The sequence below is a fragment of the Ruegeria sp. AL1 genome (genome assembly GCF_056540905.1).
Genome location: NZ_JBQFXP010000001.1, coordinates 98,856 through 112,019, shown reverse-complemented (window position 1 = coordinate 112,019; position 13,164 = coordinate 98,856). Strand labels below are relative to the sequence as shown.

11 protein-coding genes are annotated in these 13,164 nt (G+C 59.6%); 7 read left to right on the top strand and 4 right to left on the bottom strand.

Translation table 11 applies throughout. From position 1 onward, the window contains the following. Positions 1–36: 36 nt before the first annotated feature. Genes ACRZ9X_RS00525 through ACRZ9X_RS00515 form a run of 3 tightly spaced genes read right to left on the bottom strand, consistent with a single transcriptional unit; the run spans position 37 to position 2,140 of the window. Positions 37–519 carry a CinA family protein gene (locus tag ACRZ9X_RS00525; protein WP_480515143.1) on the bottom strand — a complete coding sequence of 161 codons (483 nt, stop codon included), beginning with the start codon at positions 517–519 and terminating at the stop codon, positions 37–39. Beyond that, positions 516–1,013 carry a phosphatidylglycerophosphatase A family protein gene (locus ACRZ9X_RS00520; protein ID WP_480515141.1) on the bottom strand — a complete coding sequence of 166 codons (498 nt, stop codon included), beginning with the start codon at positions 1,011–1,013 and terminating at the stop codon, positions 516–518. Before ACRZ9X_RS00520 ends, ACRZ9X_RS00525 begins: the two co-directional genes overlap by 4 nt. Beyond that, a complete protein-coding gene (locus ACRZ9X_RS00515) occupies positions 1,010–2,140 on the bottom strand; it encodes a bifunctional 2-C-methyl-D-erythritol 4-phosphate cytidylyltransferase/2-C-methyl-D-erythritol 2,4-cyclodiphosphate synthase (RefSeq protein ID WP_480515139.1) in 1,131 nt (376 codons plus the stop codon). Before ACRZ9X_RS00515 ends, ACRZ9X_RS00520 begins: the two co-directional genes overlap by 4 nt. A 180-nt stretch (positions 2,141–2,320) precedes the next feature. Between ACRZ9X_RS00515 and dusB the strand changes: the two genes are divergently transcribed. The 5 genes from dusB to ntrX all read left to right on the top strand — a co-directional run bounded on the left by dusB (position 2,321) and on the right by ntrX (position 9,544). Further along, positions 2,321–3,304: a tRNA dihydrouridine synthase DusB gene (gene dusB / locus ACRZ9X_RS00510; RefSeq protein ID WP_480515138.1), complete on the top strand. Its 984-nt coding sequence runs from the start codon at positions 2,321–2,323 to the stop codon at positions 3,302–3,304. Then, the gene (locus ACRZ9X_RS00505) at positions 3,301–4,383 is read left to right on the top strand and encodes a two-component system sensor histidine kinase NtrB (protein WP_480515136.1); all 1,083 of its coding nucleotides are present in this window, start codon (positions 3,301–3,303) and stop codon (positions 4,381–4,383) included. Before dusB ends, ACRZ9X_RS00505 begins: the two co-directional genes overlap by 4 nt. After that, positions 4,383–5,750, top strand: a complete 1,368-nt coding sequence (locus ACRZ9X_RS00500; RefSeq protein ID WP_480515134.1) for a response regulator — start codon at positions 4,383–4,385, stop codon at positions 5,748–5,750. The genes ACRZ9X_RS00505 and ACRZ9X_RS00500 overlap by 1 nt, the downstream gene beginning before the upstream one ends. A gap of 162 nt (positions 5,751–5,912) precedes the next feature. Beyond that, entirely contained in the window at positions 5,913–8,138 is a 2,226-nt protein-coding gene (locus tag ACRZ9X_RS00495) for a sensor histidine kinase NtrY-like (RefSeq protein ID WP_480515885.1), read from the top strand. Further along, a complete protein-coding gene (gene ntrX / locus ACRZ9X_RS00490) occupies positions 8,135–9,544 on the top strand; it encodes a nitrogen assimilation response regulator NtrX (RefSeq protein ID WP_480515132.1) in 1,410 nt (469 codons plus the stop codon). Before ACRZ9X_RS00495 ends, ntrX begins: the two co-directional genes overlap by 4 nt. Positions 9,545–9,553: 9 nt before the next feature. On the opposite strand, the gene ACRZ9X_RS00485 is transcribed toward ntrX, so the two are convergent. Beyond that, positions 9,554–10,033: a hypothetical protein gene (locus ACRZ9X_RS00485; protein ID WP_480515130.1), complete on the bottom strand. Its 480-nt coding sequence runs from the start codon at positions 10,031–10,033 to the stop codon at positions 9,554–9,556. A gap of 96 nt (positions 10,034–10,129) precedes the next feature. Here ACRZ9X_RS00485 and trkA point away from each other — a divergent pair, with 96 nt between their 5' ends. Then, complete coding sequence (gene trkA, locus ACRZ9X_RS00480; RefSeq protein WP_480515128.1) at positions 10,130–11,506, top strand: Trk system potassium transporter TrkA; 1,377 nt, start codon at positions 10,130–10,132, stop codon at positions 11,504–11,506. Next, positions 11,506–13,044, top strand: coding sequence for a TrkH family potassium uptake protein (locus ACRZ9X_RS00475; protein ID WP_480515126.1), 1,539 nt, complete (start codon positions 11,506–11,508; stop codon positions 13,042–13,044). The genes trkA and ACRZ9X_RS00475 overlap by 1 nt, the downstream gene beginning before the upstream one ends. Positions 13,045–13,164 lie beyond the last annotated feature (120 nt).

Below are 13,164 nucleotides of genomic sequence, written 5' to 3'. Positions count from 1 at the left end.
TGGCGATTAAATGTGCGTCAATTAGGGGTGTTCGCCCTATTTTTGAGCGATTGAAGAAAGCGCCTTTGCCAGCAGGTCCAACGCATGATCACGGGCGGCACTGCGCACATTGTCCCGACCCAATGCACCGAATTCGATGGTTTCCGCCTTGGTCGTCAGGCCGTCGCCAGCCAGCCCGAAACACACGCGCCCCTCGGGTTTGAACTCGGACCCGCCGGGGCCAGCGATGCCGGTGATTGAGACGGCCAATTGCGCCTGCGACTGCCGCAGCGCGCCCTCGGCCATCTCGCGGGCGACGGGTTCGGATACCGCGCCGTTCGCGTCCAGAGTCTCGGCCCGGACGCCCAGCATCTGCTGCTTGGCCTCGTTTGTATAGGTCACAAAGCCTCGGTCCACGACGGCCGAACTGCCGGGGATATCGGTCAACGCTGCGGCCACCATGCCACCTGTGCAGCTTTCGGCAGTGGCGATCATGATACCTTGCGCCTTGGCTTGATTCAGCAGATCAGCAACCTTCATAGCCCCATCACCCCATGCGCGATCCCGGCCAGGATCAGAACGCCGACGGCGGCGAAGACCCCGGCGATGACGTCGTCCAGCATCACGCCCATCGCATCATTGCGCCGGTCCGCCCAACCGACGGGTCCGGGTTTGGTGATGTCGAACAGGCGGAACAGGATGAACCCCGCGACCCATCCAGGCCAGAGCGCCGTGATCTCGATCCCATGCGCCCATGAGGGGTAAGAGATGGCCCACAGTGCGATAAACTGCCCGGCGACCTCGTCGATGACGATTTCCGAGGGGTCGTGGTTGTCCTGACCTGCGGTCATGACGCGCGTGGCCCAGAGGCCGGCGAAGAACGCGGCAATGGTGGCAAGGACCAGCAAGGGAAACCCGCCAAGTGTGTGTAAAGCCCAAACCAAGGGCAGGGCGATCAGAGATCCCCACGTCCCCGGTGCAGGACGCAGGTAGCCGACACCGCAGACGGTTCCGATCAATCGCGCGGCGCTCATGATTTCACCAGACAAGCTGTTGCAAGTGACGCGATGCCTTCACTGCGTCCGGTAAAGCCCAGGCGTTCCGACGTGGTCGCCTTGACTGAAACCTGATCAGCGCGCAGCCCCATGATCCGGGCCATTTCTTCGCGCATCGCGGGCGCGTAGGGGCCGATCTTGGGATATTCACAGACCAGCGTGCAATCAACGTTCGAGATGCTGAAACCCATTTGCCCGGCCAGCGCGACCGCGTGGCGCAGGAAGATCTCGCTGGCTGCGCCCTTCCATTGCGGGTCCGAAGGCGGAAAGTGCTGGCCGATATCCCCCCGAGCCAGGGCGCCATAGATGGCATCCGTCACCGCATGCATCCCCACATCGGCGTCCGAGTGGCCCTGCAACGACCGGTCATGCGGTACTTTTACGCCGCATAGGGTGACGTGATCACCGTCCCCAAATCGATGCACGTCATAGCCATTGCCCAGTCTTACATCCATATTCGTTCCCATTATACGTTCGGCGCGGGCAAAATCCTCGGGCCGGGTGATCTTAAGGTTATCGGCATCGCCCGGCACGATGGCCACATCCAGCCCGGCTGCGCGGGCCACTTCCACGTCATCGGCGGCCCCTCCGGGGTGGGCGGCATGAGCAGCGACAATGGCGTCATAGTGAAACCCCTGCGGTGTCTGAGCCGCAAACAAACCGGTGCGATCCTGCGTGCCGGTCACTTGCGCCTTGTCACCGGTCCAGAGCGCGTCGGTCACGGTCAGACCGGGCGCAGCTGCGGTGTGTTCTTCCAGCGCTGACAGAACCTCAATAATGATCCGGTCGCTGACGCAGGGGCGCGCGACATCATGGATCAGAACGCGGGTCACACCCTTATCTGCAAGCGCAGCCAGCCCGTTGATCACCGATCCGGCCCGGTCAGCGCCGCCGGGTGCAAGTGTAAGATTCGAGTTGCGAAATTCAACCCAGGCGTCATCGTCGTCTTGCGCCAGAACCAATACGATCTGATCCACATGCCCTTTGAACGCCGCAAGCGCCCAGTCGGCAACGCGTTTGCCGCCCAATGGTCGCCATTGTTTGGGCGTGCCACCCCCGGCGCGGGTTCCGCGCCCGGCGGCAACGATGATGGCGGCGGTGGTCATGGTGCTGCGTCTCCTGCTTGGGCCCCTGTTTAGGGGGCGGTGAATGGAGAGGCAATCACCCGAACAGATGTGATTAAAAATTAGGCAACTGATGATTTAGCAGGCTTGAATGCTGTCGTTTTGTTGTTCATATGCTGCGATTTCGATATTACTGCCTCGAATGCTCAAGGATTAAGCACATTGTCACTCCGTCTTGCTGAAAAGGACTTGTCGCCACCGGTACTGCTGGCTCCGATGGCCGGAATCACTGATCGGCCTTTTCGCGATCTGGTGATGCGGTTCGGCGCGGGAATGGTGGTCAGTGAAATGGTGGCCAGTCAGGAAATGGTTCAGGCCAAACCCGGTGTGCGTGAACGGGCCGAACTGTCGGCGGATGTAGAGAACACGGCCGTGCAGTTGGCCGGACGCGAGGCGCACTGGATGGCCGAGGCTGCCCGTCAGGTTGCGGATCGGGGCGCACGGGTCATCGACATCAATATGGGCTGCCCGGCCAAGAAGGTGACGAGCGGGTATTCCGGCTCGGCGCTGCTCAAGACACCGGATCATGCACTGACATTGATCGAAGCGGTGGTGAAAGCCGTTGATGTGCCGGTAACCCTGAAAACGCGGCTGGGCTGGGACGATGCCCTTTTGAATGCACCGGACGTTGCGCGGCGGGCGCAGGAGGCGGGTATTCAGATGGTCACGATCCACGGACGAACCCGCTGTCAGTTTTACAAAGGTCAGGCGGATTGGCGCGCGATCCGGCGCGTGAAAGATGCCGTATCGGTTCCGGTTATTGCCAATGGGGATATCGTGGACACCGGTTCCGCCCGTACTGCGCTGGCTCAGTCTGGTACAGATGGGGTGATGATCGGACGAGGTGCGCAAGGCAAACCGTGGTTGTTGGCGCAAGTGTGCCATGACCTCTATGGCACCGGGGCCCCAGCGATTCCCAATGGCAATGATCTGATCGGGATGGTGCAGGCCCATTACCAGGCCATGCTGGATTTCTACGGACCAGAGCTTGGGTTGCGGGTCGCGCGCAAACATCTGGGCTGGTACATGGACGAAGCCGCAACCCCTGCGCAGCTGCGGCGCGCCGTCTTGACCTCTCGCGATCCGGCCGAGGTGATGCGGATGTTGTGCGACGCTCTGAGCGGCAATACCGAGGTGGCGGCATGACCTCGGATCAGAGCATTTGGGCGTCGTTGCCGGTGCCGGCCTTCATTATTGACGGTGATGACAAGATTACCGATGTCAATTCCGCGGGCGAAGGATTTCTGAACGCATCGCGAAAGGCCGTAATTGGTCATCCCGTCTGGGATCAGATCGCCGTTGACGCACCATTGGAAGAAGCCTTTCAACGCGCGAGACAGTTTGGGACGCCACTGTTTGTCAATGATGTCGATGTCGGATCAGGCAACCGCGCGCCATTGCAATGCGCCTTGCAGATCGCGCCTTTGATCGACCATCCGGGCATGATGATCATGATCATCTCGCCACGTGAGTTGTCGGGGCGGATGACCCGGGGCAACACGGTGAAATCGGCAGCGCAATCTGCCATCGGCATGGCCGAGATGCTGGCGCATGAGATCAAGAACCCGCTGGCCGGGATTACCGGCGCGGCGCAACTGCTTAGCATGAATATCTCATCGCAAGATCTTGAACTTACCGATCTTATTGTTGCTGAAAGCAGGCGGATCGTGAAGCTGTTGGAGCAGGTGGAGCAGTTCGGAAACCTGTCCGCGCCGGACTTCAAGCCCGTCAATATACATGATGTTCTGGATCGCGCGCGTCGATCGGCCTTGCTTGGGTTTGGCGCCCATATGACCATCATCGAGGATTATGATCCGTCGTTGCCCCTGGCTTACGGTGATCCTGATCAGTTTTTGCAGGTCGTGTTGAACTTGCTGAAGAACGCCTCGGAAGCCGCTGATCCCAAAGGTGGAACAATCCGTCTGCGGACGTATTTTGAACACTCCTTCCGTCTGCGCCGCAGCGATGGGTCGGGCCATTCGCTGCCGCTGCAGATCGAAATAATTGATGACGGCCCGGGTTTGCCGGACAAAATCCGCAGCGATATTTTCGACCCTTTTGTGTCCGGCAAGGAAAATGGCACCGGGCTTGGCCTGGCGCTGGTGAGCAAGATCGTATCTGACCACAACGGCTGGATTTCGGCGGAGTCCGTGCCCGGACGCACAGTGTTCCGCCTGTCTCTGCGCCGCGCCCCCGGCCAAACCGATAATAAGGAGAGCACCTGATGGATGGCACAGTTCTGGTCGCGGATGACGACCGCACGATCCGCACGGTTTTGACACAGGCACTGACGCGAGCGGGGTGCAAAGTCCACGCGACATCTTCGCTGACCACCCTGATGCGCTGGGTTGCCGAGGGAAAGGGCGACGTGGTGATCTCGGATGTGGTGATGCCGGATGGAAACGGGCTGGAGATGCTGCCCAAAATCTCGGAGGACCGGCCCGGTTTGCCGGTGATTGTGATCTCGGCTCAGAACACGATCATGACGGCCATTCAGGCGGCCGAAGCGGATGCCTATGATTACCTGCCCAAACCGTTCGATCTGCCGGACCTGATGAAGCGCACGGCGCGCGCGCTGGACCAAAAGCAGCGCGTTCAGATCGAACCCGCTGACGAGCGCCAGGACAGGCCGGATGATCTGCCACTGGTTGGCCGTACGCCGATTATGCAGGCGCTGTATCGTCTGGTTGCGCGCGTGATGAACACCGATTTGTCGGTCATGATTTCTGGTGAAAGTGGGACTGGTAAATCACTGATTGCGCGTGCTATTCACGACTTTTCCGATCGCCGCACCTTACCCTTTGTCACCGCAACAGCGGCGGATTTGCGCGAACTGGAAGGTCCGGCGCGGGTGATGGCGCGGGTGCGGGGCGGAACGCTCCTGATCGATGAAATCGCCGATATCGATGATGAGATTCAGGCGCGGATCGTGCGGATGATGGACACGCCGGGCGATCATGTGCCTCGGTTCATGGCCACCAGCCAGTCCGACCTGACAGACGCGATGGAAAGCGGTCGGGTGCGGCAGGACCTGTATTATCGTTTGTGCGGCGCGACAATCCATGTGCCGGCGCTGCGCGAGCGGGTTGATGACATCTCGCTGCTGGCCGAGCATTTTCTGGTGCGTGAGGAGCGGGAAAGCGGCGCTAAACGCTGGCTCAGCCCCGAGGCCGTCGAGCTGGTGCGCATGTATTCCTGGCCCGGCAATGTGCGCCAGCTTGAAAACGCGATCCGGCGTCTGAGCCTGACCAGCCGCGCCGACGAAATCTCGAAAACCGAGGTCGAGGCGGTTCTGGGCAGCCAACCCGAGGCCGAGCCGGTTCTGGGTGACGGTGAGCGCGAAAAACTGTCGACATCGGTCGAGCGGCACCTGCGTCGCTATTTCGACCTGCACGGCAATATTCTGCCGCCGCCGGGTCTCTATCAGCGCATTTTGCGCGAGGTCGAGGCGCCATTGATCGAAATTGCGCTGGATGCGACCGGAGGCAATCAAGCAAAATGTGCTGATCTTCTGGGGATTAACCGGAATACATTGCGGAAAAAGATCACTGACCTCGATATTCAGGTGACACGTCGCCGCAAACTGATGTAATATCGCCACACAAACCGTGGCATCCGGGTCTCGGCCCGGCAACGACCACGACATAAGGCGGTTCGTCGCGCAAGCGACACATCAGAATGAGGGCAGAAGGTGGCAACCCGGGCACAGAACCGGCCGATCGTAACGATCAACCGGTGGCGCAAGTCACGAAAAATGCGCAATATCGGAACCTTGGGTCTGGTTATTCTGGGTCCGATCCTGACGCTTGCAACCTATCTTGTCATCGGTCCCTTTGACCTTGGGGCGACGGCCCCGACCTTGCGCCTGATCCTGCTGGCCGATCTGGTCTATGTTCTTGTGGTGGCAGCGCTTGTTCTGGGGCAGTTGGGCAGTCTGATTGCAGCGCGACGTGCGAAATCCGCGGGCTCACGCCTACACCTGCGCTTGATCGGTGCCTTTACCTTTGCCGCGTTGGTGCCGACCGTGACGGTTGCGATATTTGCTGGACTGACGGTGAATATCGGGCTTGAGGGCTGGTTCTCGGAGCGGGTTCGCGAAGTTGTCGGCTCATCCCTGACTGCGGCCGAAGCCTATGAACAGGAACACCGGCAAGGTCTGACTCAGGATGCTGCCGTTCTGGCGCGGTTTCTGGACAATGCCAGGGCACTGGATTTCTATATTTCAGACGCGGAATTGAGAGAAGTTCTGGCGCAAGGGCAGGCGCAGATTCAAAGGGGCCTGCGCGAAGCTTATGTTATTGACGGAGCCGGTGAAATCCGCTCGCGCGGGGACAGGTCTTATCTGTTCAACTATGAGCCGCCCACGGCAGAGGAAATGGCGCAGGCCAATGATCAGGGCCTGGTCATTATTGCCGATTGGGAGAATAACGAATTCCGCGCATTGGTGTCATTGCAGGCCTATCTGGACCGCTACCTGTATGTCAGTCGCGAGGTGGACGGGCAATTGCTGACCTTGCTGGACGATACTAAGGAAACCGCGCAGTTCTATAGCCAGCTGGAAAGTGAACGCGGGCGGGTGCTGTTTGAATTCGGCCTGCTGTATCTGGGCTTTGCGGTGATCCTTATTCTGGCCGCCATGTCGCTGGGGATGTGGTTTGCCGAACGTCTGTCCCGCCCGGTCGGGCGCCTGACGACCGCCGCGCAGCGCGTTGGTGCTGGTGATCTGAGCGTTCAGGTTTTTGAAGAGGCCAGCGACGATGAAATCGCGATGCTAGGCCGGTATTTCAACCAGATGACACGCCAGTTGAAAGGCCAGCGTGACACGCTGCTGCAAAACACCCGTCAGATCGAGCGCCGCCGCAGGTTGTTCGACTCGGTTCTCAGTTCGGTGACCTCAGGTGTCGTCGGTGTAGATCCCGAAGGATGCGTAACGATGGTCAACCGCTCGGCGGAACGGCTCTTGGACTGGTCGCGCGGCGAAGAGCATCTGGCCATTGGGATCGCTGTACCGGAGTTCCTGCCATTGTTCGAAACCCTCAAGGATAGCGGGCAGGAAGCGGTTCAGGGTGAGATCAAGGTGACCCGCAAGGGCCGTCTTGAAAACCTGCTGGTACGTATGGCAACACGGCGGGGCGAGGACGGCGGGCTGGAAGGCTATGTGCTTGCTTTTGACGATGTTACCGATCTGGTCAGTGCGCAACGTATGGCAGCCTGGGGCGACGTGGCGCGCCGGATTGCGCATGAGATCAAGAACCCCCTGACCCCCATCCAACTGAGTGCTGAGCGCATCAAGCGAAAGTTCTCGTCTAAATTGGATGAGAAGGATAGCGATACGCTGGTTTCGATGACGGATGTGATTGTTCGGCAGACAACGGATCTGCGGCGCATCGTCGATGAATTCTCGAAATTCGCCAGAATGCCCGAGCCCAAACGGCAGGAAGAGGATATCGTTGCCCTGGTGCGCGAGGCCGTTTTGCTGCAGCAGGCCGGTCAGCCTGACGTGCAGATAGACGCGGATTTGCCGGACGGGTCGATTGCTGCTGACGTGGATGCCACCATGCTGAGCCAGGCATTGACAAACCTGATCAAGAATGCCGGTGAGGCAATTGAAACACTTAAGGAAAAGGGTGCACCCGATAACCTGAAACCGCAGATCAAGGTCTCGGTCTCCAGCGATGATGCGGGCACGATTATCACCATCATGGACAATGGCATTGGCCTGCCCGAAGACCGGGCCCGCCTGTTTGAGCCATATGTGACAACGCGGGACGAGGGTACGGGCCTTGGCCTGCCGATCGTGAAGAAGATTATCGAAGAACATGGCGGAGCGCTGACATTGGAAGACGCGCCCACCTTTGACGGACAAGACCATTTCGGCGCGATGGCTGTGATCCGTTTGCCCGGGGCTGCACATGCCTCGACCGTCGCGCCACCCAAGCAGGCAATAGATACAAACAAACTGAAAGCAGGCCAAAGATGAGCGACATTCTGATCGTAGACGATGAACGCGATATTCGCGAATTGGTGTCCGATATTCTCGAGGACGAAGGCTATTCCACCCGGCTGGCGGGCAACTCGGACGATTGCATGGCCGCAATCAATGCCGAACCGCCGGGCTTGTTGATCCTTGATATCTGGCTGAAGGACAGTCGCATGGACGGGATCGACATTCTGAAGGCGGTCAAACGTGACAACCCTGATGTGCCGGTGGTGATCATTTCGGGCCACGGCAATATTGAGATTGCGGTGGCAGCCATCAAACAGGGTGCATATGACTTCATTGAAAAGCCCTTCAACATTGATCAATTGATGGTGGTGATCCGCCGCGCCATGGAAACCTCGCGCCTGCGGCGTGAGAACGCCTCGCTAAAGCGCAAAGAGGTCAGCTGTTCCGACATGATCGGCAAATCGGCCTCGTTCCGCGCGATGCAGAGCCATCTGGACAAGGTGACCAAATCGAACGGCCGTGTGATGCTGACCGGCCCCGCCGGGTCGGGCAAGGAAATCGCCGCGCGCTATATTCATGCCCATTCCAACCGCGCAAATGCGCCGTTCGTGACGGTAAACTGCGCAGGGGTTGAACCAGAGCGGATGGAAGAGGTTCTGTTTGGACGCGAGTCCTCGGAACGCGGTGTGGAATCGGGCCTGTTGGAAGAAGCGCATGGCGGTGTCATCTACTTTGATGAGGTCGCTGACATGCCCCTGGGCACACAATCCAAGATACTACGGGTTCTGGTCGATCAGCAATTCCAGCGTGTGGGCGGCACGGACAAAGTACGGGTTGATCTGCGTGTGATCTCTTCGACCAATCGCAGCCTTGAGGCGGAGATCGAGGCTGATCGCTTTCGCGAAGAGCTGTACCATCGCCTGAATGTGGTGCCGATTGCGGTGCCATCGCTGGAAGAGCGGCGCGAAGACATTCCGGTATTGGCGCAGCACTTTATCGAAATGTGCAACGAATCCCAAGGCCTGCCGGCGCGTGAATTGTCAGATGAGGCAATAGCATTGCTGCAGACGATGACATGGCCCGGCAATGTGCGTCAGTTGAAGAACCTGATTGAACGGGTGTTGATCCTTGGCGACGGAACCGGCCCGATCGAGGCGCGTGAGCTGCCCAGCGAGGAAGAGAAATCCGACGATTCAGGTCGCGTGGTCCTGTCCGGGGCACTGGCAACCTTGCCGCTGCGCGAAGCGCGAGAAGCATTTGAACGTGAATACCTGCTGACCCAGATCAACCGGTTCGGGGGCAATATCAGCCGCACCGCCAGCTTTGTCGGGATGGAACGCAGTGCGCTGCATCGCAAGCTGAAATCGCTGGGTGTTGTTACCTCGAACAAATCCGGTGCGCGAGTGGCGCAAATTGACGAACCGGAACCGGCAGAGTGATCTGCCGGGTCAACCCGCCTGTCCGGGTGTGATGATCTGAAACGACCCGTCGTCGAATTTGACGAAACAAGACTCGGGCCCAATTGGTGGCAGGGTAGTGGTGCGTGTGGCGGGCACGCGCGATTTTACGCGCTGTTTGCAGGGTGGAAGGCTGACCGGGCGAAAGCCCTTTTGCGCCATGCATTGTGCCTCGACCCTGTTGCGCAGACCTTTGTTGGCATCGACGGTGTAGATGTTGCCCGGCTGCCACCAGCCGGGGTTGCGATAGCACCGCCCGCGACTGTCGCAATATGTCCGCCCCGGCCAATAGGTTGGCGGGCTTTGGCGGACCTGATTGGCCACAGGCGCGTCTTTCAGGGCTTCAACCTGACAGGCCGTGGTTTCGGTCTGCAACCGGGACACGCTTTCGCCCTCGCGATAATACATCGACAACGGACCGCAGGCGGACAGCAGCATCAGGGGAACAAGCAGGGGTGTCACTGTTTTCATAGGCTTATCCTGCCGTAGTTCGGGCAGGGTGACAATTCAATTGACCGCTTTCAGGGCATCTGTCATTCAAAGCGTTCAGGCAGAAGGGCCATAAACATGAAGGTCATCATTTGCGGCGCTGGTCAGGTTGGCTGGCAGATTGCGCGTCACCTGTCGGGTGAACTGAATGATGTGACGGTGGTCGACAACAATCCCGATCTGGTGCGTCGCGCGACCGAGACGCTGGATGTGCAGGGGATCGCGGGCTTTGCCAGTTACCCGGATGTGCTCGAACGGGCGGGCGCGCGCGATGCGGATATGATTATTGCTGCCACGCATTCGGACGAGGTGAACATGGTCACCTGTCAGATGGCGCATTCGGTGTTTTCGATCCAGCGCAAGATCGCGCGCCTGCGGTCGAAATCCTATCTGCAGGCTATCCATTCAGACCTCTACCGCCGCGATCACCTGCCCATCGACGTCGTCATCAGCCCCGAGCGCGAAGTGGCGGCGGCGGCGATGCGACGTCTGTCGGCCCCATCGGCTTTCGACACCGAGATTTTCATGGACGGCAAGGCGCAGCTGTTGGGCATCCGCGTGGATGAGGATTGCCCGATCGTGAACACGCCGCTGCGGCAACTGACCGATCTGTTTTCGACGCTCAGCTCGATTGTGGTCGGGGTTCGGCGCGAGGGGACTTTGTTTGCCCCGGAATCCGAGGATCAGCTGTTTGTCGGCGACGAATGTTATGTCTTTTCCAACGTCAACGACGTTGATCGCACGATGGAGGTGTTCGGCAAAGCGCAACGCAAGCAAGACAGGGTTGTCATCGTGGGTGGTGGCAATGTCGGGCTAGAGGTCGCGCGGTCGCTGGAAGAGCGGGAAAGCCGGGTGCGCGCCAAGGTCATCGAGCGGGATCGCAGATGCGCCGAATTGGCGGCCGAAACTCTGGAACGGACAATTGTTTTGAACGGGGACGGGCTGGATGCAGCGCTGCTGCGCGAGGCGGGGATCGAGCGGGCAGATGCGATGCTGGCCGTGACCGATGATGACAGGGCAAATATGCTGGCCGCAGTGCGCGCCAAGGCGGAAGGCTGTGCGCTGGCCATCGCGCTGATCAACGACCCCAGCATGGTGGCTCTGATGGGGCCGCTTGGTATCGACGCCTATATCAATCCGCGCGCCACCACGGTCAGCTCGATCCTACGGCACATCCGGCACGGGCGCGTGCGGCAGGTCTATTCCATCGGTGATGCAGAGGCCGAGGTGATCGAAGCCGAGGTCTTATCAACCTCTCCCATGGCGGGGCAGCGGTTGCGCGATATCGACTTTCCCGAAGGCGTTCTGGTCGGAGCGGTGCGTAAGGGGGATGAACTGGTGCGCCCCACAGGAAGTTTACGGATCGAGGAAAAGGATGTGGTGGCCATTTTTGCGATGGCCAACGACGTTCCCGAAGTTGAACGTCTGATGCAGGTCTCGATTGATTTCTTCTGATGTTACAGGCGCGTAGACAGCAGATCGGGGTGATACGGCGTTTGCCGCTGATCCTGCTGATCTGGGGTATCGCAGCGCTGTTGATGTGGATTCCGGCCATATTCGCGCTGATGATGGACGATCACCCGACCTCGCGCGCGTTCTTCTATTCCGGCTTGTTAGGGGTGTTTGCGGTGTCGATCATTGCGCTTGCGATGATGAACCGCCAACCGCGTCGCGGGACATTGGGGCAATTGGCGGCTTTGCTGGCCACTTTCACGATCCTGCCCGCGTTTCTGGCCATTCCGTTACACGAGGCCTTGGCCACTACCAGCTTTCTGAATGCGTATTTCGATATGGTCAGTGCGCTGACAACGACCGGCGCGAACCTGTTCCCCGATCCTGCACGTCTGTCCGCGCCACTGCATCTGTGGCGTGCGCTGGTGGGGTGGATGGGCGGTCTGCTGATGTGGATCGCGGCGGCGGCGATCCTGGCGCCCTTGTCGCTGGGCGGGTTCGAGGTGACCGCCCGTGGTCAGCCCGGGCGTCCGGTGTCGGGCGTGGCGCAAAGCGAAAAAACGGACCCCCGAGGCTTGTTGATCCGGGTGACTTGGACCCTGGCCCCCGTTTATGCCGGTTTGACAGCGGTTGTCTGCCTGTTGTTGCTGATCTCGGGCGAACAGGGGCTGGCGGCGGTTTGCCACGCCATGTCGGTTATGGCGACGTCGGGGATCTCCCCGGTGGGCGGGCTGGAAGGGTCAACCGCCGGGTTCACGGGCGAAGCGATCCTGTTCCTTTTCCTGTTTTTCGCCCTGTCGCGCCTGACATTTTCGGCAGATACCGCCGCAACCGGGTTCTCGCGACTGGACAAAGACCCCGAGTTCCGGATTGGCGTTTTTGTAGTTCTGACAGTGGCCGCATTGCTGTTTATCCGAACCTGGGCCGGTGTTGCGGAACTGGGGGGGCAGATTGCGCCCCTGCAAGCCCTGAGCGTGACCTGGGGGATGATCTTCACGGTGATGTCGTTCCTGACAACCGCAGGGTTTGAAAGCGTTCACTGGAATGATGCGCAACAGCTGTCTGGTCTGGGCACACCGGGCCTGATCCTGATGGGCCTCGCGTTGATCGGAGGGGGCGTGGCCACAACTGCCGGAGGGGTCAAGCTGCTGCGCGTGTTCGCGCTGTATCTTAATGGCAAGCGCGAAATTGACCGGCTGATCTATCCTTCGTCGGTCAGCGGGGAAGGGGGCGGCAATCGCCGCATCCAAAGCGACGGCGCGTTTATCGCTTGGATCTTTCTGATGATGTTCGCCCTGACTCTGGCCGTTTTTGACTTGTTGCTGGCAGCAATGGGCGTTGGGTTCGAACACGCGATGGTCCTCAGCGTCGCCGCACTCAGCACAACCGGACCGCTGATCGAGCTGGCAACCGACGATCCCATTCGACTGATTGACCTGTCACAGGCCGCGAAACTGACCTTATGCGCCGCGATGGTCATCGGTCGGTTGGAAGCCCTGGCGATTATTGCCCTGATTACACCCTCGCTGTGGCGGGATTGACCTTGGGTCATCGTATTGTCGTTAGGGACTGATTTTTCATCTGGAATATCTGTGCGCACCGCTCCATAGTGTGCCAGAGGGAGCGCGTTGGTCCGCAGCGCGTAGCAAGAACAATGGCGA